The 25211-nt window shown below is 73.5% G+C and carries 27 protein-coding genes; 11 read left to right on the top strand and 16 right to left on the bottom strand.

Annotated features, from left to right (window positions below):
- Positions 1–51 precede the first annotated feature (51 nt).
- Positions 52–624, bottom strand: coding sequence for a DUF2017 domain-containing protein (locus ACFQ11_RS11135; protein ID WP_378297957.1), 573 nt, complete (start codon positions 622–624; stop codon positions 52–54).
- Positions 624–920 (bottom strand): ATP-dependent Clp protease adapter ClpS, encoded by a 297-nt coding sequence (gene clpS, locus ACFQ11_RS11130; RefSeq protein ID WP_378298048.1) that lies wholly within the window; start codon positions 918–920, stop codon positions 624–626. The genes ACFQ11_RS11135 and clpS overlap by 1 nt, the downstream gene beginning before the upstream one ends.
- An 85-nt stretch (positions 921–1005) precedes the next feature.
- On the opposite strand from clpS, the gene ACFQ11_RS11125 reads away from it, so the two are divergent.
- From ACFQ11_RS11125 to ACFQ11_RS11115, 3 genes are all read left to right on the top strand, one after another.
- The gene (locus ACFQ11_RS11125; protein WP_378298046.1) at positions 1006–2367 is read left to right on the top strand and encodes a nicotinate phosphoribosyltransferase; all 1362 of its coding nucleotides are present in this window, start codon (positions 1006–1008) and stop codon (positions 2365–2367) included.
- An 82-nt stretch (positions 2368–2449) separates the two neighbouring features.
- The gene (locus ACFQ11_RS11120) at positions 2450–3031 is read left to right on the top strand and encodes an isochorismatase family protein (protein WP_378297955.1); all 582 of its coding nucleotides are present in this window, start codon (positions 2450–2452) and stop codon (positions 3029–3031) included.
- 4 nt (positions 3032–3035) lie between these two features.
- Complete coding sequence (locus ACFQ11_RS11115; RefSeq protein ID WP_378297953.1) at positions 3036–3593, top strand: gluconokinase; 558 nt, start codon at positions 3036–3038, stop codon at positions 3591–3593.
- Here the strand turns inward: ACFQ11_RS11115 and ACFQ11_RS11110 are convergent.
- The 3 genes from ACFQ11_RS11110 to ACFQ11_RS11100 all read right to left on the bottom strand — a co-directional run bounded on the left by ACFQ11_RS11110 (position 3553) and on the right by ACFQ11_RS11100 (position 6440).
- Positions 3553–5292 carry a DEAD/DEAH box helicase gene (locus tag ACFQ11_RS11110; RefSeq protein ID WP_378298044.1) on the bottom strand — a complete coding sequence of 580 codons (1740 nt, stop codon included), beginning with the start codon at positions 5290–5292 and terminating at the stop codon, positions 3553–3555. The two genes, ACFQ11_RS11115 and ACFQ11_RS11110, sit on opposite strands and share 41 nt — an antisense overlap.
- Before the next feature lie 299 nt (positions 5293–5591).
- Entirely contained in the window at positions 5592–5855 is a 264-nt protein-coding gene (locus tag ACFQ11_RS11105) for a DUF3039 domain-containing protein (protein ID WP_378297951.1), read from the bottom strand.
- Between the two features lie 9 nt (positions 5856–5864).
- Complete coding sequence (locus ACFQ11_RS11100) at positions 5865–6440, bottom strand: YqgE/AlgH family protein (protein WP_378297950.1); 576 nt, start codon at positions 6438–6440, stop codon at positions 5865–5867.
- Between the two features lie 211 nt (positions 6441–6651).
- On the opposite strand from ACFQ11_RS11100, the gene ACFQ11_RS11095 reads away from it, so the two are divergent.
- On the top strand, positions 6652–7323 hold the full coding sequence (locus ACFQ11_RS11095; protein WP_378297948.1) for a hypothetical protein: 672 nt from the start codon (positions 6652–6654) through the stop codon (positions 7321–7323).
- A gap of 4 nt (positions 7324–7327) precedes the next feature.
- Here the strand turns inward: ACFQ11_RS11095 and ACFQ11_RS11090 are convergent, their stop codons facing one another.
- From ACFQ11_RS11090 to ACFQ11_RS11070, 5 genes are all read right to left on the bottom strand, one after another.
- A complete protein-coding gene (locus ACFQ11_RS11090; protein ID WP_378297947.1) occupies positions 7328–8731 on the bottom strand; it encodes an NAD-dependent malic enzyme in 1404 nt (467 codons plus the stop codon).
- Between the two features lie 96 nt (positions 8732–8827).
- On the bottom strand, positions 8828–9523 hold the full coding sequence (locus ACFQ11_RS11085) for a cytidylate kinase-like family protein (protein ID WP_378297946.1): 696 nt from the start codon (positions 9521–9523) through the stop codon (positions 8828–8830).
- Between the two features lie 24 nt (positions 9524–9547).
- Positions 9548–10489 carry a tetratricopeptide repeat protein gene (locus ACFQ11_RS11080; protein ID WP_378297945.1) on the bottom strand — a complete coding sequence of 314 codons (942 nt, stop codon included), beginning with the start codon at positions 10487–10489 and terminating at the stop codon, positions 9548–9550.
- Between the two features lie 111 nt (positions 10490–10600).
- Positions 10601–11032: a PPOX class F420-dependent oxidoreductase gene (locus tag ACFQ11_RS11075; RefSeq protein WP_378297944.1), complete on the bottom strand. Its 432-nt coding sequence runs from the start codon at positions 11030–11032 to the stop codon at positions 10601–10603.
- Positions 11029–11898, bottom strand: coding sequence for an NAD(P)-dependent oxidoreductase (locus ACFQ11_RS11070; RefSeq protein WP_378297942.1), 870 nt, complete (start codon positions 11896–11898; stop codon positions 11029–11031). Before ACFQ11_RS11070 ends, ACFQ11_RS11075 begins: the two co-directional genes overlap by 4 nt.
- Before the next feature lie 203 nt (positions 11899–12101).
- Here ACFQ11_RS11070 and ACFQ11_RS11065 point away from each other — a divergent pair, with 203 nt between their 5' ends.
- From ACFQ11_RS11065 to ACFQ11_RS11055, 3 genes are all read left to right on the top strand, one after another.
- Positions 12102–12512 (top strand): MerR family transcriptional regulator, encoded by a 411-nt coding sequence (locus tag ACFQ11_RS11065; RefSeq protein ID WP_378297940.1) that lies wholly within the window; start codon positions 12102–12104, stop codon positions 12510–12512.
- A gap of 376 nt (positions 12513–12888) precedes the next feature.
- A complete protein-coding gene (locus ACFQ11_RS11060) occupies positions 12889–13815 on the top strand; it encodes an ATP-binding cassette domain-containing protein (protein WP_378298042.1) in 927 nt (308 codons plus the stop codon).
- Positions 13808–15208 carry a hypothetical protein gene (locus tag ACFQ11_RS11055; protein ID WP_378297938.1) on the top strand — a complete coding sequence of 467 codons (1401 nt, stop codon included), beginning with the start codon at positions 13808–13810 and terminating at the stop codon, positions 15206–15208. Before ACFQ11_RS11060 ends, ACFQ11_RS11055 begins: the two co-directional genes overlap by 8 nt.
- On the opposite strand, the gene ACFQ11_RS11050 is transcribed toward ACFQ11_RS11055, so the two are convergent.
- Positions 15205–15516, bottom strand: a complete 312-nt coding sequence (locus tag ACFQ11_RS11050; RefSeq protein WP_378297936.1) for a DUF3817 domain-containing protein — start codon at positions 15514–15516, stop codon at positions 15205–15207. The genes ACFQ11_RS11055 and ACFQ11_RS11050 overlap by 4 nt on opposite strands.
- Before the next feature lie 185 nt (positions 15517–15701).
- Between ACFQ11_RS11050 and ACFQ11_RS11045 the strand changes: the two genes are divergently transcribed.
- Positions 15702–16322 (top strand): DUF4230 domain-containing protein, encoded by a 621-nt coding sequence (locus ACFQ11_RS11045; RefSeq protein ID WP_378297934.1) that lies wholly within the window; start codon positions 15702–15704, stop codon positions 16320–16322.
- An 80-nt stretch (positions 16323–16402) separates the two neighbouring features.
- Here the strand turns inward: ACFQ11_RS11045 and ACFQ11_RS11040 are convergent, their stop codons facing one another.
- Positions 16403–17602, bottom strand: coding sequence for an acetyl-CoA C-acetyltransferase (locus ACFQ11_RS11040; protein ID WP_378297932.1), 1200 nt, complete (start codon positions 17600–17602; stop codon positions 16403–16405).
- 83 nt (positions 17603–17685) lie between these two features.
- Here ACFQ11_RS11040 and mce point away from each other — a divergent pair, with 83 nt between their 5' ends.
- From mce to ACFQ11_RS11025, 3 genes are all read left to right on the top strand, one after another.
- On the top strand, positions 17686–18108 hold the full coding sequence (gene mce / locus ACFQ11_RS11035; protein ID WP_378297930.1) for a methylmalonyl-CoA epimerase: 423 nt from the start codon (positions 17686–17688) through the stop codon (positions 18106–18108).
- 340 nt (positions 18109–18448) lie between these two features.
- A complete protein-coding gene (locus tag ACFQ11_RS11030; protein WP_378297928.1) occupies positions 18449–19780 on the top strand; it encodes a DivIVA domain-containing protein in 1332 nt (443 codons plus the stop codon).
- A gap of 131 nt (positions 19781–19911) precedes the next feature.
- Positions 19912–21636: an AI-2E family transporter gene (locus ACFQ11_RS11025; protein ID WP_378297927.1), complete on the top strand. Its 1725-nt coding sequence runs from the start codon at positions 19912–19914 to the stop codon at positions 21634–21636.
- On the opposite strand, the gene ACFQ11_RS11020 is transcribed toward ACFQ11_RS11025, so the two are convergent.
- The 4 genes from ACFQ11_RS11020 to ACFQ11_RS11005 all read right to left on the bottom strand — a co-directional run bounded on the left by ACFQ11_RS11020 (position 21596) and on the right by ACFQ11_RS11005 (position 25160).
- Complete coding sequence (locus ACFQ11_RS11020) at positions 21596–22417, bottom strand: alpha/beta fold hydrolase (RefSeq protein WP_378297925.1); 822 nt, start codon at positions 22415–22417, stop codon at positions 21596–21598. The two genes, ACFQ11_RS11025 and ACFQ11_RS11020, sit on opposite strands and share 41 nt — an antisense overlap.
- A gap of 91 nt (positions 22418–22508) precedes the next feature.
- Positions 22509–23231 (bottom strand): alpha/beta hydrolase, encoded by a 723-nt coding sequence (locus ACFQ11_RS11015; protein WP_378297924.1) that lies wholly within the window; start codon positions 23229–23231, stop codon positions 22509–22511.
- Between the two features lie 14 nt (positions 23232–23245).
- Positions 23246–23563 carry an ATP/GTP-binding protein gene (locus ACFQ11_RS11010; RefSeq protein WP_378297922.1) on the bottom strand — a complete coding sequence of 106 codons (318 nt, stop codon included), beginning with the start codon at positions 23561–23563 and terminating at the stop codon, positions 23246–23248.
- 19 nt (positions 23564–23582) lie between these two features.
- Positions 23583–25160 carry a 3-hydroxyacyl-CoA dehydrogenase family protein gene (locus tag ACFQ11_RS11005; RefSeq protein ID WP_378297921.1) on the bottom strand — a complete coding sequence of 526 codons (1578 nt, stop codon included), beginning with the start codon at positions 25158–25160 and terminating at the stop codon, positions 23583–23585.
- Positions 25161–25211: the final 51 nt, after the last annotated feature.

Here is a 25211-nt window from a genome sequence, read left to right as displayed (position 1 = left end):
GCCCGTCCCCGGCGCCGAGTCCGGACTGTGGACGGCTCGCCGCGGCGCCCGTCACCACAGCTCCTGCACGAGGCTCTCCTGCAGCATCGTGAGCCAGTCGTACGCCGCGAACATCGGCGTACGCGGGTCGTCCCGGGGGAGGCGCACGGCCTCGTCGTACCACTCCTCGCCGATGTCCAGCCGGGTGCCCAGCGCCAGCCGGACGTCGTTCAGCGCGCGCAGCCACACCTGCGCCTGCTCGTCGTCCAGCAGGACGGTCCCGCCCCCGTCGGGCAGGGTCTTCAGCACCGTCGCGGCCGCCTCGCGCTTGCCGTCCCGCAGCCCCATCTCGGTGTAGCGGCGGAAGTCCCCGGCCGCCTCGGCCTCCTCGCGGCCCGCCTCGCCGCCCGGGTCGCCGTACCCGTCCGGGAACAGCCGGGCGAGCACCGGGTCGTCGGGCTTCACGGCCTTCTCGGCGATGCCGATGGACGCCAGCGGGTCGTCGGGATCGCCCCGCTCCCCGGCCCCGGGCGAGCCCTCGCCGATGAGCGCGAGCATCTGCTCCATCAGCGAGTTCAGCAGCCCCGACTCCTCGGCCGCCAGCCGCACCCGCACCCCGTCGCCCGTCCTGCGGACCGCCGGCATCAGTCGTCCCGCTTCACGGTCGCCCACAGCCCGTAGGAGTGCAGGATCTCGACGTCCCGTTCCATCTCCTCGCGGGTGCCCTTGGCCACGACGGCCCGCCCCTTGTGATGGACGTCCAGCATCAGCTTCTCCGCCTTCGGCTTCGGGTAACCGAACACGGTCTGGAACACGTACGTGACGTACGACATGAGGTTGATCGGGTCGTTCCAGACGATCGCCAGCCAGGGCCGGTCGGCGCGCGCGTCCTCCTCGACGTCCGGCCGCTCCAGCTCGACCGGTGCGGGCGCCGTGCTCATGGCGCTCATGGCCTGCGTCTCCCCCTCTCGCCCGCTCTCGGTCCGCCCAACGTCTCCGATGCTAGGCGCACCGGCCTTCACGTCCATGGTGCCCGCACCGGGGCTTAGGCTGCCACTTGTGGACGTTGGTGAAGGAACGGGCGGCACCGCGCTGCTGACCGACCGGTACGAGCTGACCATGCTGCAGGCCGCGCTGCGCAGCGGGACGGCCGACCGGCCCGCCGTGTTCGAGGTGTTCGCGCGCAGCCTCCCGGCCGGCCGCCGGTACGGCGTCGTCGCCGGGACCGGGCGGCTCCTCGACGCGATCGAGGCGTTCCGCTTCGGGACGGACGAACTGGACTGGCTCACGTCGAACGGCGTCGTCGACGACCCCACGGCGCAATGGCTGGAGAAGTACCGCTTCACCGGGAACGTCTGGGGCTATCCCGAAGGCGACTGCTACTTCCCGGACTCGCCCATCCTGCGGGTGGAGGGGACGTTCGCCGAGGCCGTCCTCCTCGAGACGGTCGTGCTGTCGATCCTCAACCACGACTGCGCCATCGCGTCCGCCGCGTCCCGCATGGTGCAGGCCGCCCAGGGCCGCCCCCTCATCGAGATGGGCTCGCGGCGCACGCACGAACGCGCGGCCGTCGCGTCGGCGCGCGCAGCCTACGTCGCGGGGTTCGCCACCACCTCGAACCTCGAAGCCGGACGGCTCTACGGCGTGCCCACGGCGGGGACGAGCGCGCACTCGTTCACGCTCCTGCACGACAGCGAACGTCACGCGTTCGAAGCCCAGCTCGCGTCCCTGGGCGAGTCCACGACCCTCCTCGTCGACACGTACGACGTCGAACGGGCCGTCCGCACCGCCGTCGAACTCGCCGGTCCCGCGCTCGGCGCCGTCCGCATCGACTCCGGCGACCTCGGCGTCATGGCCCGCCGCGTCCGCGACCAGCTCGACTCCCTCGGCGCCCGCGACACCCGCATCGTCGTCACCGGCGACCTGGACGAGTACGGCATCGCCGCGCTCGCCGCCGCGCCCGTCGACGGCTACGGCGTCGGCACGTCCCTCGTCACCGGGTCCGGCGCGCCCACCGCCTCGCTCGTCTACAAGCTCGTCGCCCGCGCCGACGCGCCCGGCCCCGACGCGCCGATGCGTCCCGTCGCCAAGCGGTCGACCGGCAAGCCGAGCCGGGGCGGGCGCAAGGCCCCCGTCCGCCGCGTCGACCCGCACGGCTTCGCCTACGCCGAGACGATCACGTCCGGGGAGCCCGCGCCCGGCCCCCGCGACCGCGTCCTGCAGGTCCCGCTCGTCCGGGACGGCGAGGTCGTCGGCCGCGAGCCGCTGCGGGACGCGCGCGACCGGCACGCCCGCGCGATCGCGGAACTGCCCCCGACGGCCGTCCAGCTGTCCCGCGGCGAGCCCGCGCTGCCCACCGAGTTCGTCGACGGCGGCCCGCGCCCCTGACCGGCGGTTCCTCCGCACCCTGGACTGGGATAGCGTCCAAGTGACGGGGAAATACCGGGGTGAAAGCGGAACGGGAGCGGTCATGGGCAAGAAGGCTCTGATCATCGTGGACGTCCAGAACGACTTCTGCGAGGGCGGCTCGATGGCCGTTGCGGGCGGCGCGGACGTCGCCACGGCCATCTCGGGGCATCTGTCGGCCCACCGGCCCGAATACGCCCACATCGTCGCCACCCGCGACTTCCACCTCGACCCGGGCGCGCACTTCTCCGCCGAGCCCGACTTCGTCGAGAGCTGGCCGCCGCACTGCGTGATCGGCACCCCCGGCGCCGACTTCCACGAGAACCTCGCGCTCGCCGACATCGAGGCCGTGTTCAGCAAGGGCCGCGAAACCGCCGCCTACAGCGGCTTCGAGGGCGCCACCGACGACGACGTCCCGCTCGCCGACTGGCTCGCCGCGCACGGCGTCGACGCCGTCGACATCGTCGGCATCGCCACCGACCACTGCGTCCGCGCCACCGCCGTCGACGCCGCCCGCGGCGGCCTGCGCACGACCGTCCTGCTCGACCTGACGGCCGGGGTCGCCGCGCAGACCACCGACCGCGCCCTCGACGAACTCGCCCGGGAGGGCGTCGTGCTCACCGGTGCCCCGGTGGTGAAATCCTGAACTCGTGACGAACGACGTGAAGCCCCCCGAGATCATCCTGATCGGCGGCGTGTCCGGCAGCGGCAAGACCACCGTCGGCACGCTGCTCGCCGAACGCCTCGGCTGGGACTACGCCGAAGCCGACGACTTCCACTCCCCCGAGAACATCGCCAAGATGCGCTCCGGCGTCCCCCTCACCGACGCCGACCGCATGCCCTGGCTGCGCGCCATCGGCGTCTGGATGGACGAACGCATCCGCGCGGGCGAGCCGGGCGTCGTCACCTGCTCGGCCCTCAAGCGCACGTACCGCGACGTCCTGCTCGACGGCCGCACCGACCGGGTCGGGCTCGTCCTCCTGGACGGCGACCGCGACACGATCGCCGCCCGGATGCGGCAGCGCAAGGGGCACTTCTTCAAGCCCGAGCTGCTCGACAGCCAGTTCGCCGACTACGAACGCCCCGGACCCGACGAGGACGTCCTCACCGTCCCCGTCGAGGAGACGCCCGACGAGATCGTCGACCGCATCCGCACGGCCCTGCACCTCAGTGCCGGCGACGGGCCGCCCACTCGCGGATCTTCGTGATCCGCGCCTTGATCTCCTCCGCGCTCGCCTGCGGCACCGCCGGGCCGCCGCACTGCCGGCGCAGCTCGTTGTGGATCACGCCCTGCGGCTGCCCCGTCCGGTGATTCCACGCGTTGACCAGGCCGTTCAGTTCCCGCCGCAGCGCCGCGATGTCTTCGGCGGCGGTCCGGTCGGCGCGTGGATCACCCGTCTTCTTCCGGGACCCCGCCAGTTGCTCCGCCTGCCGCTTGCGCAGCAGCGCCGACACCTGCTCGGGCTCCAGCAGCCCCGGAATGCCGAGGTACTCCTCCTCCTCGGCCGACCCCGGCGTCGCGTGCATGCCGAACTCGCCGCCGTCGTACAGCACCCGGTCGAACGTCGCGGACGCCTCGACCGTCTCGAACGGCAGCTCCTCGCCGACGTCCGGCGTGTCCTGCTTCTTGTTCGCCTCGGCGATCAGATCGTCGTCCAGGCCGTCCTCGCGGACCGGACGGTCGAGCACGTGGTCGCGCTCCTCCTCCAGCTCCGCCGCGTGCCCCATCAGCGTCGGCACCGACGGCAGGAACACCGACGCCGTCTCGCCCCGCTTGCGCGCCCGGACGAAACGGCCGATCGCCTGCGCGAAGAACAGCGGCGTGCTGGTCGACGTCGCGTACACGCCCACGCACAGGCGCGGGATGTCGACGCCCTCCGAGACCATCCGGACCGCGACCATCCACCGGTCCTCGGTCTCGCTGAACTGCTTGATCTTCTTCGACGCCGACGGGTCGTCCGACAGCACGATCGTCGCGCCCTCGCCGGTCACCGCCCGCAGCATCTTCGCGTACGCCCGCGCCGTCTCGTGGTCGGTCGCGATCACCAGCCCGCCCGCGTCCGGGATCACCCGCCGCAGCTCGGTCAGCCGCCGGTCCGCCGCCGCGAGGACCTGCTTGATCCAGTCGCCCTTCGGGTCGAGCGCCGCCCGCCACGCCTGCGCCGTCTGGTCCTGCGTCAGCGGCTCCCCGAGCGTCGCGGTGATCTCGTCGCCCGCCCGCGTCCGCCACCGCATCTCCCCCGCGTACGCCAGGAAGATCACCGGACGCACGACGCCGTCGGCGAGCGCGGGCCCGTACCCGTACGTGTAGTCCGCGCGGCTCCGCCGGACGCCGTCCGGCCCCTCCTCGTACTCGACGAACGGGATCGGGTTGATGTCCGTCCGGAACGGGGTGCCCGACAGCGACAGCCGCCGCGCCGCCGGTTCGAACGCCTCCCGCACCGCGTCGCCCCACGACAGGCCGTCCCCCGCGTGGTGCACCTCGTCGAAGATCACGAGCGTCTTGCGGGACTCCGTCCGGTTCCGGTGCAGCGCCGGCCGCGCCGCGACCGTCGCGTACGTCACCGCGACACCGTGGAAGTCCTTGCCGACGGGCCCGCTGCTGTTCTGCCACTCGGGATCGAGCTTGATCCCCACCCTGGCGGCCGACTCGGCCCACTGCCGCTTCAGGTGCTCGGTCGGGCACACGACCGTCACCGCGACGACGGCCCGGCGCTCCATCAGCTCCCGCGCGAGCCGCAGCGCGAACGTCGTCTTACCCGCGCCGGGCGTCGCGACGGCGAGGAAGTCGCGCGGGCCCGGCTGCCGGCCGTCCGTCCCGAAGTACGCCTCGAGCGCCTGCTGCTGCCAGGCGCGCAGGGACGACGCCGTCCCCCAGGCGGCCCGTTCGGGGAACGCGGGGGGCATGCTCGGTGCGGCGAAGGTGCTCACGGTCATAGCAGGCTACATACCGGGACCGACAGATCGTGCCCCCGAGCCGAACCTGTGCCGCGATCCACACCGCGACCGGCCGACACGCCCGGCGGCCCTCCCGGGCGTGTCCCCACCCGAAACCGCACCGCACCGCCCTAGCCGGCTCGCCCTAAGCCGCACCGGCGTCACAGGGCGAGCCCGACACCCCCCGCACAGCCGAACCGCGCGCACGACGAAATTCCGCGCACGTCGCACCCTCCGCCCGGCGGCGGAGGGCCGTTCGAGGCGGCGGGTCAGTCCTCGTTCTTGTCGCCGCCCGACTGCATGGATTCGTAGATCTCCTTGCACTCGGGGCAGACGGGGTACTTCTTCGGGTCGCGGTTCGGCACCCACACCTTGCCGCAGAGGGCGATCACCGGCGTGCCGCTCACCGCGCTCTCGGTGATCTTCGCCTTCTTCACGTAGTGGGCGAACCGCTCGTGGTCGCCGTCACCGTGCGACAGATCCGGCCGTACGTCGGTCTGGGTGTCGCCATCGGGAAGGATCTTCGTGCTCACGTCATCACCTTAATTCAGCGTCGGGTCCTCAGGGTACGTGGCGACGAACGCCAGGTCGCCGCCTTGGCGGCGGAGGACGTCGGACCAGAGGCGGCCGGGGTCGGGGGCGAAGACGTCGCCGGCCTCGGCGGGCACGAGGTACCACGCGCCCTCCTCGATCTCCGTGCGCAGCTGCCCGGCGGACCAGCCGGCGTAGCCGGCGAAGACGCGGAGCTGGAGGAGTTCGGCCGCGAGCAGGCCGGGCGGGGCCTCCAGGTCGACCAGGCCGACCCGGGACACCTCGGCGCCGCCCTCGAGGGCGCGCCAGCCGAGGGGCTCGTCCTCGCCGGGGAGGCGGGCCAGGGCGAGCGCGTTGTCGAGCGCGACCGGTCCGCCCTGGAACACGACGGACGGTCCGGTGACGAGTTCGGCCCACGGCGGGAGCACGCGGTCGACCGGTACCTCTGTCGGCCGGTTGAGGACGACGCCGAGCGTGCCGCCGTCCATGTCGTGCTCGACCAGCAGGACCACGCTGCGCTTGAAGTTGGGATCCTCCAGCTGCGGGGTCGCGACGAGCAGTAGCCCCACCCTGATGCCGTCTTCCATGGGTTCCATCATGCGTTGCGCCGGCCGTCGGCGGCACGTCCCCTCTCCCGTCGGCGTCGCCGATCCCGGCGGACGCGGTGTTCGTCCGGCACTCTCTCACCCTCGGGCGGCCGGTAAGTCAAGCATTCCTGTCGACGGGGGGCGAGAGCACGCGTTAAGAATGGGTAAGCGACATCGGCCGCCCGCACCCGCGGGCCCGGGGAGGACAGCGATGCAGTTGCCCAGGGTCGTCATCGCCGCCGTGTTCTTCGCCCTCGCGGCGTTCATCGCGATCCCTCCGCTGGTGGGAGGGGACGACTCGGAGACCGCGGCGCCCGCGTCGAACCGGACGACCGAGCCGTCGCCGTCCGGGTCCGGTTCGCCGTCGCCGTCCGGGTCCGGCTCGCCGCCGCCGTCCGGGTCCGCCACCCCCTCGCCGTCCGGGTCGCCGAAGCCGACGGCGACGGGGCGGGGGGACGCGGCGCTGACGGCGGAGATCGGCTCGGTGTCGTGCCCGGAGCGCACGGTGCCGGTGCGCGTCCGCAACGCCGGGTCGCGGCCCGCCGACTTCAGCATCGAGAAGAACGACGACACGGCCGCGATCCCGGGACGGCTGGGGGCCGGCGAGTCGCGCACGGTGGACGTCGAGGTGCGGGAGGACCGGCGGACGCGGGTGCAGGTCGCGTGGGCGAACGAGCGGATCGCGTCCGAATCCGTCGAGGCCAACTGCGCCGGCGCGGGATCGCCGGGCGACGACCCGTCCGAACTCCCCTACACCGGCCAGGACGACGGGGTGCTGTGGGCGCGCGGCGCCACCGCCCTCGCCGCCCTGGTCACCGGTGTGATCATCTTCTGGTACGGGGGCGTGTGGCCCCGCCGCCGCGAGAAGATGCCGCGGAAGTGACCCGTCACGCCTCCGTGCGGGGGCGGCCGCCCGCGGCCTCGCGGACCGCGCCGGCGACGCGGGAGCTCACGTCCGGGTGGAACACGCTCGGGACGATGTAGTTCGGGCCGATCTCTTCCGGGGTGACGACTTCGGCGAGGGCCGCCGCGGCGGCGGCGAGCATGTCGAGGGTGACGCCGTCCGCCTGCGCGTCGAGGAGGCCGCGGAACACTCCGGGGAACGCGAGGACGTTGTTGATCTGGTTCGGGTAGTCGCTGCGGCCGGTGGCGACGACGGCGGCGTGCTCGCGGGCCTCGTCCGGGGAGACCTCGGGCTCGGGGTTGGCGAGCGCGAAGACGATCGCGTCGTCGGTCATCGTGGCGACGTCGTCGCCGGTGAGGATGCCGGGGGCGGAGACGCCGATGAACACGTCGGCGTCCTTGACGGCGCCGCGCAGGTCGCCCGCGTAGCCGGCGGCGTTGGTGTGCTCGGCGATCCAGCGGAGCGAGTCGTCGAGGTCGTCGCGGCCGGTGTGGACGGCGCCGCGGTAGTCGCAGACGATCAGGTCGCGGGCGCCCGCGTGCATCAGCAGCTTGAGGATCGCGCTGCCCGCGGCGCCCGCGCCCGCCATCGTGATGCGGACGGACGACAGGTCCTTGCCGACGACGCGGAGCGCGTTGGTGAGGGCGGCGAGGACGCAGATCGCGGTGCCGTGCTGGTCGTCGTGGAAGACGGGGATGTCGAGGAGCTCGCGGAGGCGGGCCTCGACCTCGAAGCAGCGGGGCGCGGAGATGTCCTCGAGGTTGATGCCGCCGAACGCGGGCGCGAGGATCTGGACGGTCCGGACGATCTCGTCGGTGTCCTGCGTGTCGAGGCAGATCGGCCACGCGTCGATCCCGGCGAACCGCTTGAACAGGGCGGCCTTGCCCTCCATGACGGGCAGCGCGGCCTCCGGGCCGATGTTGCCGAGGCCGAGGACGGCGGAGCCGTCGGTGACGACGGCGACGCTGTTGCGTTTGATCGTCAGCCGCCGGACGTCCTCGGGGTTGCGGGCGATCGCGAGGGAGACGCGCGCGACGCCGGGCGTGTAGGCCATGGACAGTTCGTCGCGGTTGCGCAGCGGGACCTTGGACGACATCTCGATCTTGCCGCCGAGGTGCATCAGGAACGTGCGGTCGCTGACCTTGTGGATCTTGATGGCGTCGAGCTGCTCCAGCGCCGCGGCGATCGCCTCGGCGTGCTGGGTGTCGCGGGTCGCGATCGTGACGTCGATGCGGAGCGTCTCGTGCCCGGCGGTGTTCACGTCGAGGGCCGTGACGATGCCGCCCGCGTTCTCCACCACGTGGGTGATCTGGCTGACGGCCTTGCCCCCGGCCGGGACCTCCAGCCGGACGGTGATGGAGTACGAAACGCTCGGGACGCTCGCCACGACAGATGCTCCCTCTGTAACCGGGTATGTCCGTGTCCCGGACGTGCGGCGCTCGGCGCGGCACGCCGGGGGCCGTGCCCGGACGGCCCCGCTGGCTCAGATCGCGCCCGCCGCGGCGACGACGAGGTCGACGGCGGCGGGCACGGGCAGCCTCGTGGTGTCGATCACGAGGTGGTAGAGCCGCGGATCGGCGGGGTCGGCCCCGTAGAAGTGCTTCACGTAGGCCGTTCGGGCGCGGTCGTTGTCCACGAGCATACGCTCCGCTTCGCGGTACGGCGTCCCGCTCGGCCCACTCGCGTCCCAGTTCGGGGGCATCTCGGCGGCGGCGCGCACCAGCCTGCGCTCGCGCGGCCCGTCCAGCCGGACGTGCAGCGTGCCGGGCCGGTCGCGCAGGACGAGCGCGGCGGCGCGGCCGAGGACGACGCAGCCGTCCGCGGCGGCGCGGCGGATCGCGGCCTCGGTGCGGGCGGTGAACTCCTCCGGCGGGACGGCGTCGCGGTTCGGCAGGTGGACCTCCATGCCGCTCAGCGACACGTTCGGCAGCCGCGCGGCCCCGGCGAGGATCCGGCCGAGGCCGCGCTCGGCGCGCCCGTCGTGGGCGAGGGCCTCCTCCAGCGTGCAGCCGATCTCGCTCGCGACGACCTCGGGAATCGCGCGGTCGACGAACGGCAGGCGGAGGCGCTCCGCCACGGCGGGGCCGACGAGGGCGCCGGCCGCGCCGAACGCGGCGGAGATGGTCACGGTCCGGGCGGTCACGGACCGTTCATGCCCGTTTCGGGCGCCCGTCACCATGCCCGGCCGCCGGACCGGCGGTTCCTAGAACAGGGCCGACTGCAGCGAGCGGCGCGCCTTGCCCACGCGGGGGTCGTCCGGCGGGAGCAGGTCGAACAGCGACAGCAGGTGCTTGCGCGCGGCGTCGCGGTCGTCGCCCGCGCCGGTCCGCACCGCGCCGATCAGCCGCGCGAACGCCTCGTCGACGCGTCCCGACATCATCTCGACGTCGGCCGCGCCGATCTGCGCGCGCACGTCGCCGGGCTTGTCCAGGCCCTCCTGGAGGGCGCGCTGCGGGTCTCCGAGGGCCTGCACGCGCAGGCTGAGCTCGACGAGCCCGAGCCCCTGCTTGGCCTGGGCGTCGCGGGGGTTCTGCGCGAGCAGCCGCTCGAACGCGGCCTTGGCCGCGTCGAGGTCGCCGCGCTGGAGGGCGTCCTCGGCCTCGGCGAGCCCGGGGTCGATCTGCGGCTGGGCCGGCTGCTCCGCGCCCGGCTCGCCGGCGGGCTCGTCCGGCAGGAGGCCCTCCTTGCGGAGCACGTCGAAGAGCTGGTCGATGGCCTGCCTGACCTGCGGCTCGGGCGCGGCGCCGTTCAGGAACGGCAGCAGCTGCCCGGCGACGACCGCGGCGACGAACGGGATCCCCTGGACGCCCATCTGCTGCATGTACGCGGCGAGCTGCGGGTTCGCGTCGACGTCGACCTTCGCGAGGACCCACTTCCCGGCCGCCTCGGCGGCGAGTTTCTCCAGGATGGGCCCGAGCTGCTTGCAGGGCCCGCACCAGTCGGCCCAGAAGTCGACGAGGACGGGCACGCTCTGCGAGCGCTCCACGACCTCGGTGTTGAACGTCTCGTCCGTGACGTCGAGGACGTACTGCCCGCCGGGCGCGCCGGCGGGCGCGGCCCCGCCGCCCGCCTGCGCCTGCGCCCGGCGTTCCTGCTGCTTCCTGGCGGCCGCCTGGCGCGCGCCCAGGTCGATGGCCCCGTGCAACGAAAAGTCCCGAGAAGGCATGCCTCCATCCTGCCCCATCCCCGCACCGCCTGTGCGCCCGTACGCTCCCAGCGGAGTGCGGGGACGGGCCGGAGGCGACCGTCGGCCGGGTCAGCCGAGCCGCTCGCCGTACACGTGGTCGACCGTCATGGTCATGAGCACCCTGCGGTCGGACACCATGACGGACCGGTACTCGGCCCAGTCGGGGTGCTCCCCGGCCGCCCGCCGGTAGTAGTCGACGAGGGCGTCGACCTCCGGCCCGTCCGGGTCGGCGCCCGGCCCGGTGAGGGTCACCGGGCCCTCGGCGGTGGCCCACGCGCGGCCGTCCGAAGAGGTGACCTCCAGCGCGGCCCGCGGGTCGCGGCGCAGGTTGGCGGTCTTGGCCCGCCCCTCGGTCATCGAGACGTAGAGGACGCCGGCGTCCCGGTCGTAGTACGGCATGACGGGCGAGAGCTGCGGGCGCCCGTCGGCCTTGATCGTCGCGAGGACCCCGAGCCGGCTCTCGGCGAGCAGGGCGCGCGGGTCGAACTGCGTGGTGGTCATGGTCGTCCCTCCGAGGGCTTGCGGAACTGCTCGACGAGCGCGGCGTAGCCGTCGCCGCCGTGCCCGGCGGCCACGGCCCGCTCGGCCAGGTCCTTGACGAACGCGGGCAGTGCGGTGGAGACGCCGAGCGCCGCGCTCTCGTCGAGGACCTGCCGCATCGCCGCCAACTGGGTGTCGACGGCTGCGTCCAGGACCGGGTACGCGCCGTCGTCGATCTGCCGCGCGTAGCCGGGGACCCAGCCGGCGACGGTCTCGATGCCCGTCTTCGCCAGCGGGGCGAACGCGGCGGCGTCCACCCCCGCCGCGCCGAGCAGGGCGGCGCCGTGCAGGAAACCGTTCAGCACGTTCCACATCACGCTCAGGACGGCCATCTCGTTCAGCGACGCCAGGCCGTGATCGTCGCCGAGGTGCGACGTTCCCGCGCCGAGACTCCGCAAAACCGGTTCGTGCCGGTCGAAGGCCGCCCGGGGGCCGCTGTAGACGAGCAGGGCGTCCGCGGTCCCGACCGTCTCGGGGATCGCCATGATCGCGCCGCCGAGGTAGTCGGCGCCGTGCCGGGAGACCGCCGCGGCGGTCCGCCGGGCCTCGCCGGACGAGCCGGAGGTCAGGTTCGCCACGGTGCGGCCGCCGAGGACGCCGCCGGCCGGTTCGAGGATCGCGCGGACGGACGCGTGGTCGGCCACGCAGACGACCACGAGCGGGGCGGCGGCGACGGCTTCGGCGGGCGTCGCGGCGAGCGTCGCGCCGCGGGCGGCGAGCGGCTCGGCCTTCGCCGCCGTCCGGTTCCAGACGGTCGTGGGGTGCCCGGCGCGCAGGAACGCCTCGGCGAGCGCGCGTCCCATCAGCCCGAGCCCGAGGACGGCCACCGGGGTGCGGGCGGTGCCGCCGATCCCCGGCGACGCCGCCGCTTCGGGCGAGGTCGCTGTTTCGGGTGACGTCGTTGTCTCGGGTGACGTCGTTGCTTGGGGCGACGCCGCTGTTTCGGGTGAAGTCGTTGCTTGGGGCGATTCGGTGGTCATGGCAGAATCCTGAACCTTCACACTGATATGAAGGTCAAGGAGCGAGCGCGATGCTGATCGGAGAGCTGAGCCGGCGGACCGGGGTCAACGCGCACCAGTTGCGCTACTACGAAGCGCAAGGGCTGCTCGAGGCCCGCCGGGGCGCCAACGGCTACCGCGAGTACGCGGACGACGCCGTGCTGACCGTCACCCAGATCCGCAGGCTCCTCGAAGCCGGGCTGTCGACGAAGGAGATCGAGTACCTGCTGCCCTGCGCGACGGGTTCGGGCCCCGAGTTCGAACCCTGCCCGGAACTCCTCGACGCTCTGCGCGCGCGCTTGAAGAAGCTCGACGAGTGCATCGAGTCGGTCGTCCAGTCCCGGCAGGTTCTGAGCGACTTCATCGACGCGACCGAGCGCCGCGTGGCGACGTCCGCCTACCGGGGGTGCGATGCGTCCGAACCGGAGCCGGCGCGCATGTGATCGCGATTGCGCGATCGGGGGCGGACGACCCTCGCCATACGAAATGCCTTTTAGTGGGCATATGCCGATTGTCCAGATATCTTGTTTCGTTCCAGTCACGCTACGAGGCAAAGAATCCAGCGGTCCCGCAGTAAAGGCAAAAAGATTGCTGACAGCCATCGCCAAGCCCGGTTATAGTCGCGATGTCGATGCATCGTTCCGCGGCAAAAGAGCTCCGGACGCCCTGGACACCGGCCCCGCCGGCGCCGGGAGCCGGGCGGGCGCCGCGTGGTGACGGGGGAGGCCACCGGCGCGCCAGACACGGCCGCAGCGAGCGCATGGCGAACAACGGGGGGAAACAGTGATCGCGGAGTATTCCGCGATCGTGGCCCGAGGAATGGGTGTCCGCCGCGGGGGGCGGTGGCTCCTGCGCCCGGTGACCTTCGGCCTTGCCGAAGGCGTGGTCGGCCTTGCCGGTCCACCTGGTGTCGGTAAATCCACTCTGCTGGCCACGTTCGCGACCTTGCGCCGACCGAACGCCGGTGCGCTGCACGTTCTCGGAAGGGACATATCGAACGGTACGGAGCTGCGCGCCGCGCGGGCCCGGATCGGCTACCTGCCGTCCCGGTTCTCCCGCGCGGGGAACATGACGGCGGGCGAGTTCGTCGAGTACGCGGCCTATTTCAAGCGGACGAGCGCCGCCGCCGCGCGCGCCATGGTCAAGCGGCTCGACCTCACCGAGGCCGCCGGGACCGAGCTCGCGCTGCTGCCGCCGGACGTCCGGCTGCGCGCCGGCCTCGCCGCGGCGTGCGTCCACGAACCCGAGCTGGTGCTCCTCGACGAACCGTTCGGCGAGCTGTGCGCCGCCGCCGAACCCTGGCCGACCGGCGCGGCCGGGCCGGGCGGCGACGCGTCCGCGGCGATCGCCGAGCTGATCCCGGTGCTGCGCGCGCTCGCCCCCACCGTGGTGATCACCGCGGACGGCTGCGACCCGCTCACCGGCTGGTGCGACCGCCTGTTCACGCTCTCCCGCGGCAAGCTCACCGAACAGCCCACCCGTTCGGCCACGACCCGCCGGGGCCGCTCCGCCGCCGACCGCCGATGGCCCGACGCGGCCGGCGGACGGGACGCGGTGCCCGGCGACCACCGGCGCGGCGAAGGTCCGGTGCCGCGCCGGTGGCTGTGGCCGGCCCGTCCATGGTCCGCATTGCCCTGGACGGGCCGGCCGCGGCGAATCGGCCGCCGCCCGCCGCTGCCCGCGCTGCCGCAGCCGGTCCGGCCGCGGGCCCGGCGGACGCCCGTGCGGAGCGCCGCCGGTGTCTGACCTCGGGCGGGTGCTCCGGCTGGACGCCCGCCGCACGGCGCTGCTCGTCGCGGTGCCGCTGCTCACCGCCGTCGGCACCGCCGCGGCGGCGCTGTCGATGTGCCCGCCGCACGCCTACTGGGACAACACCGTCGTCGCCCTGGTGAACGCGGTGCGGCTGCTCGGCCCGGTCGCCGCCGCGCTCGCCGCCTGGACGGCCGTCCGCGAACGCCCCCTGGACTACCTGCGCAACCTCACCGCCCGCTCCCCCGCCACCGGCGTGCTGTTCGACCTGCTGCTGCTGTCGGCCGCCGCGCTCGTCTCGTACGCGGCGGTCACGGCCGTGATCGTCGCCGTCACCGTGCTGCACGACGGCACCGGACGCTCCCACCCGCTCGGGTTCGCGGCGGGCGCGGGCGCGCTCGTCCTGCACGTCGTGGCCGGCTACCTGGCCGGACGGGTCGCGCCGCACCGGGCGACGGCGCCGCTCGTCCTCGTCGCCACCGGGCTGTGGTCGGCGCTGCGCGTGCCCGGGATGTCCTGGTGGAGCCTGCTGCCCCCGGCCGCCCTGAACCAGGTCGCGCTGTTCACCACGCTGCGCCCGCAGGTGCTCGCCGACCAGGTCGTGTGGGCGGTCGGCGCGACGGCCGCGCTGATCCTCGGGTACGTGCTGTGGGCGACCCGCCGCGCGCTGATCGGCGTCCCGCTCGCGGTCGCGCTCGCGGCGTCCGCGGCGGCGACCCTCGGGCTGCACGGCACGGCGGGCGGGACCGTCGCGCCCGCCCCCACCGAGCAGGTGTGCCGGGAGTGGCCGCTGACCGTGTGCGTGCATCCGGCGCTGCGCGACGCGCTGCCCGCGCTGACGTCCGCGGTGATCCCGCTCGCCGCGCGGCTGGACGGGACGCCGGGCGCGTTCACCCGCGTGGAGCAGCGTCCCGCGTGGGCGCCCGGCGGGGTGCGGGACGGCGTCGCGGGCGTCCACCTCGACGCCGCGCTGCCGCCGGGGTTCGAGGAACGGGCCGTCCGGCGGATCCGGGACGGCCTGCGCGACGCCCGCGCGTGCCCGTCCCCGCGCGGGTACGGGGCGCTGGTGGACGCGTGGCTGGTCGGGGACGCGCCGCCCGCGATCGGCGACGAGCGGGCTGCACGGGTGTTCGGCTCGTGGAGCGAGGACCGGCGCCGCGCGTGGCTGCGGACGCACTTCGCCGACTACCGGACGTGCACGCTCGGCCCCCACGACTTCCGCGCCGCGACGGGCGTCCGCTCAGCGGACGCGCACGGCCCGCGGGACGCGGCGGACGGTCCGGGCACGACGACGCACCGCACCCCGCACGAGGCGGGGAACGGCGCGCAGGGTTCCCCTGCACGGCCGCGCCGGGACCCCCAGCCCGGCGCGACCGCGCAGGAGCCTTAAGCCCGGCCTGCCGGTTCGGTGACCGGGGCGGGCTTGGTCCAGTGGCGTTCGACGAAGAACGGCGCGACGGGCAGCACGGCGGCGCCCAGCGCGAGGATCGTCCGCGTCATGTTCCAGCCGAGCTGCTGGCGCACGATCACCGCCACGCCGACGTAGGCGATGAACAGGACCCCGTGGATCGGGCCCACGAGCGACACCGCGGCGGGCATGTCCGCCATGTACTTCAGCGGCATGGCCACGAGCAGCAGCACCAGGAACGAGACCGCCTCCGCGATGGAGACGAGCCGGAAAGCACGAACGATGTCCACGTCCGGTCAAACGCCCTCCGCCCCCCAGAGGTTTCAGGGGCGGCTATGGCCCTGATCACATCGCGCGGAAGCAACAAGTGGCGTGAACGCGCGGCGCGGCGGGGCATGCCGGGTGTATGGCGAGCGAAAAACCGAATACCGGCACCCCCCGATCTCTCCGTCCGCTCCGATTCCCGCGCGGCCCCGTGCTGCTCGTCCTCGCGACGGCGGTCGTCGTGGTGGTGGGCCTGCAACTCCTGCGCGGGCTGGGGCTGCCCGGCTGGGCGAACCCGTTCGCGACGGAGACGAAGGACCGCAGCGGGCCCGTCCTGCTCAAGTCGATCCAGGACCTGCGGCGTTACGAGGCGGCGAGCGGGTCCTTCCAGGTCATCGTGGATCTGGAACAGGACGCGAAGTTCCTCCCGGGTTCGCTGCGCGGGAAGCGCACCCTGTTCGTCGGGAACGGGACCGTGGACGCCTACGTGGACTTCTCGGCGCTCGGTTCGGGCGCGATCAGGGTGAACGCGGACCGGACGGCCGCGACGATCACGCTGCCGCCCGCGCGGCTGGAGCGGACCAGCCTCGACACCGAGAACAGCTACGTCCACGCCACCGAGCGCGGCCTGTTCGACCGGTTCGGCGACTTCTTCAGCGAGAACCCGAACGACCAGCAGCGGCTCTACGTCCTGGCGAGCCAGAAGATCCAGGACGCGGCGGCGAAGAGCGGCCTGCGCGAACGCGCCGACGCCAACACCCGCTCGATGCTGACGAACATGCTGCGAGCCCTCGGCTTCACGACCGTGACGTTCACCGAACCGGCCCAGTGACCCCGCGCCCGGACGAACCGGGCGCGAGGCCGGCCCGCGTCACGCCTTGCCCTCCCCCGGCCCGAGCGGGCCCCGAGCCGCTAGGCGAGGGGCCGGGTCGGAACGCGCAGGACGAGAGCGTCGCCCTGGCCGCCGCCGCCGCACAGGCCGGCGGCGCCGACGCCGCCGCCGCGGCGCTTCAGCTCGTAGGCCAGGTGCAGCGCGATGCGGGCGCCCGACATGCCGACGGGGTGGCCGACCGCGATCGCGCCGCCGTTCACGTTGACCTTCTCGGGGTCGACGCCGAGGTCGCGCATCGACTGGATCCCGACCGCGGCGAACGCCTCGTTGATCTCGATGAGGTCGAGGTCGGCGACGTCCAGGCCCTCCTTGCCGAGCGCGTGCTTGATCGCGTTCGCGGGCTGCGACTGCAGCGAGTTGTCGGGGCCCGCGACGTTGCCGTGGGCGCCGATCTCGGCGAGCCACTCCAGCCCGAGCTCCTCGGCCTTCGCCTTCGACATCACCACGACCGCCGCCGCGCCGTCGCTGATCTGCGAGGACGAGCCCGCGGTGATCGTCCCGTCCGCGCTGAACGCGGGACGCAGCCGCGCGAGGCCCTCGACGGTCGTGTCGCCCCGCACGCCCTCGTCGGCGGAGAACACGATCGGCTCGCCGCGCCGCTGCGGGATCTCGATCGGGGCGATCTCGTCGTCGAACACGCCGTTCTTGATCGCCGCGGCGGCCCGCTGGTGCGAGCGCGCGGAGAACTCGTCCTGCTCCTCGCGGGAGATGTCGAGCTCGGCGTTGTGCCGCTCGGTCGACTCGCCCATCGCCAGCCCGTCGAACGCGTCGGTGAGCGCGTCGTGGGCCATGTGGTCGAGCATCTCGATCGACCCGTACTTGTAGCCGCCGCGCGACTTCGGCAGCAGGTGCGGCGCCCGGGTCATCGACTCCATGCCGCCCGCGACGACGATGTCGAACTCGCCCGCGCGGATCAGCTGGTCGGCGAGGGCGATGGCGTCCAGGCCGGACAGGCAGACCTTGTTGACGGTGATCGACGGGACGGTCATCGGGATGCCGGCCTTGACGGCCGCCTGCCGCGACGGGATCTGGCCCGCGCCCGCCTGCAGGACCTGCCCGAGGATCACGTACTGGACCTGGTCGCCGGACACACCGGCCCGCTCCAGCGCCGCCTTGATCGCGTGCGCGCCGAGGTCGGCCGCGGAGAAGTCCTTGAGCGAGCCCATCAGGCGGCCGATGGGCGTGCGCGCTCCGGCGACGATCACGGATGTGGCGGTCATGAGGGGGCCCTCCAGAGTGGTGCTGCGCCGACGTTTGCCACCATACCCAGGAGTATCGGCACGCCTTCGAGGGAGACCCGCCCATGCTGACCCGTATCGACCACATCGGAATCGCCTGCCACGACCTCGAGGCCACCGTCGAGTTCTACAAGGCCACCTACGGCTTCTCCGACGTGCACTTCGAGGTGAACGAGGAGCAGGGCGTCCGGGAGGCCATGCTGAAGATCAACGAGACGGGCGACGGCGCCGCGAGCTACCTGCAGCTGATCCAGCCGATCCGGGACGACTCGGCCGTCGCCAAGTGGCTCGCCAAGAACGGCGAGGGCGTCCACCACATCGCGTTCGGCACCGACGGCACCGTCTCGGAGGAGGCCGCGAACATCGGCGGCAAGGGCGTCAGGGTCCTGTACGACGAGCCGCGCAAGGGCTCGATGGGCTCGCTGATCAACTTCCTGCACCCGAAGGACTGCCACGGCGTCCTGACCGAGCTGGTGCAGAAGCGCTGACGGCCGCGGAGGACCGGTCACGGGGCGGCGCCGCACCGTGACCGGATCGTGACGCATTCGGGACCCCGGGGCGGGGTAACGCGGTACAGACTACCGCTCTGTGACCGTTCGGTCGCGTCTGGTGCATTTGTGGGGCCCGTACCTGGGCAGCCGCGACTTCACGGAGCGACATGCCAAAACGGGACAAAACACGCAGCGCGTCAAGATGAGCCCCCAACACGGCAGTGTCGGGAGTAGGCTTCATTCGCCGGAAGAGGTCTGGGGCGCTGCGCCGTTCCCGCCAGGCGATCAACCGGTCCCCGGAACCACCCGTAGCCCCGTCACATCAGGATTGAGCCACATGCAGTCCGACATCGACGCCCAGCTCACCAACTTCTTCGAAGAGACGCCCCCACGCGAGTTCGACGTGGTGCTCCGCGGCTACGACCGGCACCAGGTCGACGAGCACATCAAACAGCTCGAGAGCGAGGTCAGGCAGACCCGCGAGTCGACCCAGGCCATGCAGCGGGAGCTGTCCGACGCGCACCGCCAGCTGCAGGAACAGGAGCGCCCCACCTACTCCGGTCTCGGCGCCCGCATCGAGCAGCTGCTCCGGCTCGCCGAGGAGCAGGCCACCGAGCTCGTCCAGGCCGCCCGTTCCGAGGCGAACGAGATCAAGGCCGCGGCCAAGGTCGACGCCGCCGAACTGCGCGCCACCGCCGAGAACGACGCCGCCGAACTGCGCGCCACCGCCCAGCGCGAGGGCGACGACATGCGCAACGCGGCCGAGCGCGAGGCCGAGGAGGTGCGCACGTCCGCCCGCCGCGAGGCCGACGAGCTGACCTCCACCACCGAGCGCGAGGTCGCCAAGCTCCGCGCCACCGCCGACCACGAGGTCGCCGAGAAGCGCGCCGCCGCCGAGCGGGAGATCGCCAAGCTCCGCACCACCACCGAGCGCGAGGTCGCGCAGTTGCGCGCGTCCACCAAGCGCGAGCGCGACGAGATCCTCACCACCGCCAAGCGGCAGGCCGACGAGATGCGCGCCCAGGCGCAGCGCATCCTCGAGGAGAGCGAGGCCCAGCGCGCCCAGGCCGAGGCCGAGTTCGAGATCCAGCTCGCCGCGCGCCGCGAGGAGGCCGACCGCCAGGACGCCGAGCGCCACGCCGCCGCCCAGGCCGCCACGCAGAAGCTCGTCGCCGAGGCCGAGCAGCGCGCCGCGTCCGCCGAGCAGCGCGCCGCCAAGGCCACCCAGCAGGCCGACCAGACCCGCCGCGAGGCCGACTCGCACGCCAAGCAGCTCGTCGCGAACGCCCGCAAGAACAGCGACAACGTCATCGCCGAGGCCAAGGCGCAGGCCGAGCAGCTGCTCGCCGAGACCAAGGCCGAGGCCGACCGCGTCCGTACCAACGCGCAGCGCCAGGTCGACGAGCTCACCCGCCAGCGCGACAGCATCACCAGCCACCTCAACCAGCTGCGCCAGCTCATCGGCGGCGTCTCCCCGGGCATGGGCGCCGACGAGATCGCCGCGCCGCCGGAGAAGGCCGCCATCCCCGCGGCCGAGCCCAAGGAGGAGCCGCCGGCCAAGCCCGCCGCCAAGCCCGCCGCCAAGGCGGCCCCGGCGAAGGCCGCACCGGCCAAGGGCGGCGACGCCAAGAAGTCCGACGAGGACGACGAGGACTGGTGGCAGGAGTGACCACCTGACGCGTTCGCCCGCGCGTCACCGAGCGGAAAGCCTAGAGGCCGAGTGAACGCCTCTGGGCTTTCCGTCGTCTACACACCCGTAACACCCGAGGCCGATCACGGCAGGAGACAGAGGAGACCGGCGTGCCCGACGAGACCCCCCGCGAGGACGGTTCCGCCGCGCCCCCCGGCCCCGCCCACGTCCCTGCCCCGACCCCGCCCCCCGACGACGCCCCCGCCGGGGGGCCCGAACCCGAACCCACGACGGGCGACGGCGCCGGGTCCGCGAACGCCGAACCCACGACGGACGCCGCCGCCTCCGAAGGCGCCGCACCGGCCACCGCGGCGACCGCCGAACCGGCCGCCGAACGCGACGAGCCGAGCAGTTCCGACACGTCGAAAGCGGCCTCCGCACCCGGCACACCCGGCCGACCGGACACCCCCACGGGAACGACCGCCGAGCCGGGCGCGTCCGGCGAACCAGACACCGGCGACACCGAGGCGTCCACGCGCGACGAACCGGGTGCCGCGACCGCCGAAGCGTCCGGAGCGGAGGCGTCCGATGACCGGGACGAGCGGGGCACGGGCCATGCGGGCACCGGCTCGGAGGGCGAGCGGGCGGAGACGCGGCCGCAGGACACGGACGTCCTGGACGACTCGTCCGCCGGCGGCGGGGAGCCTGCGGCGAAGCCCGCGAAGCCCGTGCCGGCCGGCGGGGCGGTCGTGGCGGAGCCGGGCGCGCCGCTGCAGGTGACGCCCGACCCCGCGATGGACGTCGAGCAGCGGCGGCGGGAGGCGGGAGTCGATCAGCGGTTCCCGTTCGGGCGGCCGGGGCAGCCGCTCGGACGGCACCACCCGTTCGTGTTCGGCTTCACCGCGGCCCTCGGAGTGATCACGGCGTGGCTGCTGGTGCAGGCGGCCACGAGCGCGCGGTCCACGATCGTGATGATCGTCGTGGCGCTGTTCCTCGCGATCGGGTTGAACCCGGCGGTGGAGCGGCTGCGGAGGATCGGCCTTCCCCGGGGGCTGGCCGTCGGGGCGGTGTTCTTCGGGGTCCTGCTGTTCTTCGCGGGGTTCGTCGCGTCGCTGGTGCAGCCGGTGACCGAGCAGGTCAACGAACTCCGGGAGAGCATTCCGCACTTCGTCGAGCAGTTGCAGAACAACAAGCAGCTCGTGGAGTGGGACAAGCGGTACGGGCTGCTCGAGCGGGCCGAGAAGTTCGTGAACGGGGAGGACTTCCAGAAGCAGGTCACCGACGCGGCCACGGGGATCGGCAGGGTCGCCATAAGCGGTGTGCTCCAGACCGTGACCATCCTGATCCTCACGCTGTACTTCCTGGGGTCGCTGCCGCAGATCAAGACGTTCTTCTACAAGCTCGCCCCGCGGACCCGGCGCGCGCGCGTGGCGCTGCTCGGCGACGAGATCCTGGACCGGATCGGCGGGTACGTCGCGGGCCAGTTCATCATCGGGTTCATCGCGGGCGCGCTGTCGTACGTCTTCCTGTCGATCCTGGGGGTGAAGTACGCGCTGGCGCTGTCGCTGATCGTGGCGGTGACGGCGCTGATCCCGCTGGTGGGCGCGACGATCGGCGCGGTGGTGGTGTGCCTGATCGCGTTCCTGACGGGGTCGCTGACGGACGTGATCGCCTGCGTGATCTTCTACGTCGCGTACCAGCAGATCGAGAACTACCTGATCTATCCGCGGGTGATGAAGCGGACGGTCGACGTGCAGCCGGCGGTGACGATCGTGGCGGCGCTGGTGGGGGCGGCGCTGCTCGGGGTGGTGGGGGCGCTGCTGGCGATCCCGACGGCGGCGGCGGTGTCGCTGCTCATCCGCGAGGTCGTCCTGCCTCGTCAGGAGACTCTCTAGCCGTCCGGGCGAGGGCGGCGGTGAACTCGGCGACGGCCTGGTTGAACAGGTCGGGCTGCTCGACGGCGCACAGGTGCCCGGCGCGGGGGATGACGAGGAGTTCGGAGTCGGGCGCGGCGTCGGCCATGGCGCGGGCCTCGTCCTCGGTGGCGAGGGCGTCCTCGTCGCCGACCATGACGAGAGTGGGGACGCGCAGTTCGCGGAGGGTCGCGAAGGAGTCGGGGCGGGCGGCCATGGCGCGCTGCGCCCAGGCGGCGGCGCGCGGCGGGGTGGCCTGGACGAGCCCGCGGACGCGCCCGTAGACGAGGGCGCGCTGCCGCATGGTGGTGGGGCCGACGAGTCCGGGGAGGACCTCGTCGACGAGGACCCGCACGTCGCCGCCGTCGAGGGCCTCGGCCTGCCGGAGCCGGCCGGCGCGGACGGCGTCGGTGTCGGCGGCGGCGCGGGTGGCGGCGAGGACGAGCCCGCGGACGAGGCCGGGGTGGCGGCGGCAGAGCGCCATCGCGACGTAGCCGCCCATGGACAGGCCGCCGACGACGGCGCGGCGGACGCCCTGGTCGCGGAACACGCGGGCGACGTCGTCGGCCATCGCGTCGATGGACGGCTCGTCGGCGCCGAGCAGGGACCCGCCGAAGCCGCGCAGGTCGGGGGTGATCACGCGGAACCGTCCGGCGAGGCCCTGCCGCTGCTCGAGCCACATCGCGGACGAGAGGGGGAAGGCGTGCAGCAGGACCAGGGGCGTGCCCGAACCGACGTCTCTGGCGTAGAGCTGCACGGTCATGCGGGTTCCTCACCTCGTGTCGGGTTACCGGTAATGGTTACCCGGAACGCGACCGAGATGATCAGGTGTGGCCGTCATCGGCCGATCGGGGTTACGCCGCGGGGCCGTCCCATTCGGTGGGCAGCGGGTGGGCGGCGGGCGCGACGCGCCGGACGATCTCGTTGAGGACGGTCCGCACGTAGGGTTCGCCGACCCACAGGTGCTTGGCCTTGTCGACGCCGACGACCTCGGCCTGCGGGATCCGCTTGAACCGCTCGCGGGCCTCGTCGGGCCGGAGGTAGTCGTCGAGCTCGGGGACGAGCGCGAGGACGGGACGTCCGTCGGCGCCCCACGCGTCGAGGTCGGCGTCGGTCGCGCGGTGCAGCGGCGGGGAGAGCAGGATCGCGCCCTCGACGAGCGGGTCGCGGCCCCACTTGAGCGCGAGTTCGGTGCCGAACGACCAGCCGAGCAGCCACGGGCGCGGCAGGTCGTGGTACTCGGTGTACTCGAGGGCGGCGGCGACGTCGAACCGTTCGGTCTCGCCCTCGCCGAACTCGCCCTGGCTGGTGCCGCGCGCCGAGGCGGTGCCGCGCGTGTTGAACCGCAGGACGGCGAGGTCGGCGAGCGCGGGCAGCCGGTAGGACGCCTTGCGCAGGACGTGGCTGTCCATCATGCCCTCGGCGGTGGGCAGCGGGTGGAGGCAGACGAGGGTCGCCACCGGGGGGTTCTCGGGGGGCAGCGCGAGTTCGCCGACGAGTTCGAGCCCGTCGGAGGTGTGCAGGGTGATGTCCTCGCGGCGCGCCGGCAGGACGGTCGCGGCCCGGATCTCCGCCATCGGTCTCCTTCGGGTCAGTATCGGGGCGCGTTGCGGCTCCGCTGGACGCGGGGCGCGCGGCGGGTGCGGGCCTGCCAGCAGGGCCGGTGCCAGTGCCGCCGCTCGTCGGCGCCGCCGCGTTCGTCGGCGGGCCAGGCGACGACGTGCCCGACGCCGGGCGGGATCTCGTGGTCGCAGCCGGGGCAGCGGTACGGTTTCGCCGCGTTCGCCCCGGCGACGTTGCGGACGATCCAGGTGCCGTCCGGCCCGTCCTCGGTGTCCTGAGCCCACATGCCGCCGCCGCCCCGCGGGATCGGTCCGGGGGCGGAGCGGCGGTTCTTGCGGGGGCTCATGCCTTACAGGGTAGGGCCGTTACCGGAGCGGGCGTCCGGCGGTGACGTGCTCGACCAGCAGCGGGGTGGGGGCGAGGGCGGGTTCGCGGGTCTCGGCGTGCAGGGCGCGCAGGACGCCGACGGCGCGGTCGAGGCCGAGCCGGTCGAGGTCGGCGATGGGGCCGGTGGGGTAGCCGCAGCCGAGCGTCATGGCGGCGTCGATCGCGTCGGGGTCGGCGTATCCGGCGCCGAGCATCGCGGCGGCGTCGTTGAGGTAGGGGAAGCGGAGCGCGTCGACGATGAACCCGGCGCGGTCGCGGCACCGGACGGTGGTGAGGCCGAGCCCGGCGAGGAGTCCGGCGGCGCGGTCGGCGACGCCGGGGGCGGTCGCGACGGTCGCGGCGATCTCGGCGAGGTCGCCGTCGATCTCGGGGAGGCGCAGCCCGACGACGTCGCCGGGACGCCCGGACGCGACGGCCTGCTCGACGACCTGCCCGTCGGCGGACGTGACGGCGAGGACGGCGCCGTCCTCGACGTTCGCGGACGCTTCGGCGAGCAGGGCCCGGCCGGCTTCGGCGTCCTGCGCGGCCTCGATGACGAGGTCGCAGTCGGCGAGCCCGTCGGCGGACGTCCGGACCCGCGCGCCGGCGCGGTCGGCGCGGGCGGCGAGGGCGTCGGCGAGCGGGCCGGTGCCGAGGACGCCGACGACGGGCGCGGCGGCCGCGGGCGCGGTCGCGGGCTCGGCGGGCTCGGCGGGGGCGCCGTGGTCGTAGAAGCCGCGGCCGGTCTTGCGGCCGAGCAGCCCGGCGGTGACGAGCTCGCGCAGCCGCGGCGAGGGGGCGTGCCGGCGGTCGCGGGACTCGGCGTAGATCGCTTCGAGGACCTCGAGGCAGGTGTCGAGGCCGATGAGGTCCATCAGGGTGAACGGGCCCATCGGCAGCCCGGCGCCGGCCTTCATCGCGGTGTCGATGTCGTCGCGGGTGGCGTGCCCGGACTCGAGCATGCCCGCCGCCTGGTTCAGGTAGCCGAACAGCAGCCGGTTCGCGACGAACCCGGCGCGGTCGCCGATCGTGACGGGCGTCTTGCCGAGGTCCCGGACGAGCGCCGCGACGCGCTCGACGGCCTGCGGCTCGGTGCGGACGGTGCGGATGACCTCGACGAGCTTCATCACCGGCGCCGGGTTGAAGAAGTGCACGCCGACGATCTTGTCGGGGCGTCCGGTGGTGACGGCGATGTCGGTGACCGACAGGGACGAGGTGTTGGTGGCGAGGACGGCGTCGGCGCGGCAGACGCGGTCGAGTTCGGCGAACACCGTCCGCTTGAGGTCGAGCCGCTCGGGGACGGCCTCGATGACGAGGTCGCAGTCGCCGAGGTCGGCGAAGTCGGTGGACAGCGTGATCCGGTCGAGGATCTCGCGTTGCGCGTCCTCGGTCAGCCGGCCGCGCTTCACCGCGCGCCCGGTCGAGGACTCCAGGTGCCCGCGCCCGCGCGCCAGCGCGTCCGGGTTGATCTCGATGCCGACGACCGCGAGGCCGCCGCGCGCCAGCACCTCGGCGATGCCCGCGCCCATGGTGCCCAGTCCGACGACCCCGACCTTGCTGAACGAACCACTCGTCATGGTTCGCAGTCTGGCAGAGGGCTCGGGCGGGGCCGATGCCGGGTACGACCG

Source organism: Actinomadura sediminis, assembly GCF_042675525.1.
GTDB classification, from domain to species: Bacteria; Actinomycetota; Actinomycetes; order Streptosporangiales; family Streptosporangiaceae; genus Spirillospora; species Spirillospora sediminis.
The sequence above is the reverse complement of the archived record's forward strand: the minus strand, read 5'-3'. Positions and strand labels throughout refer to the sequence as shown.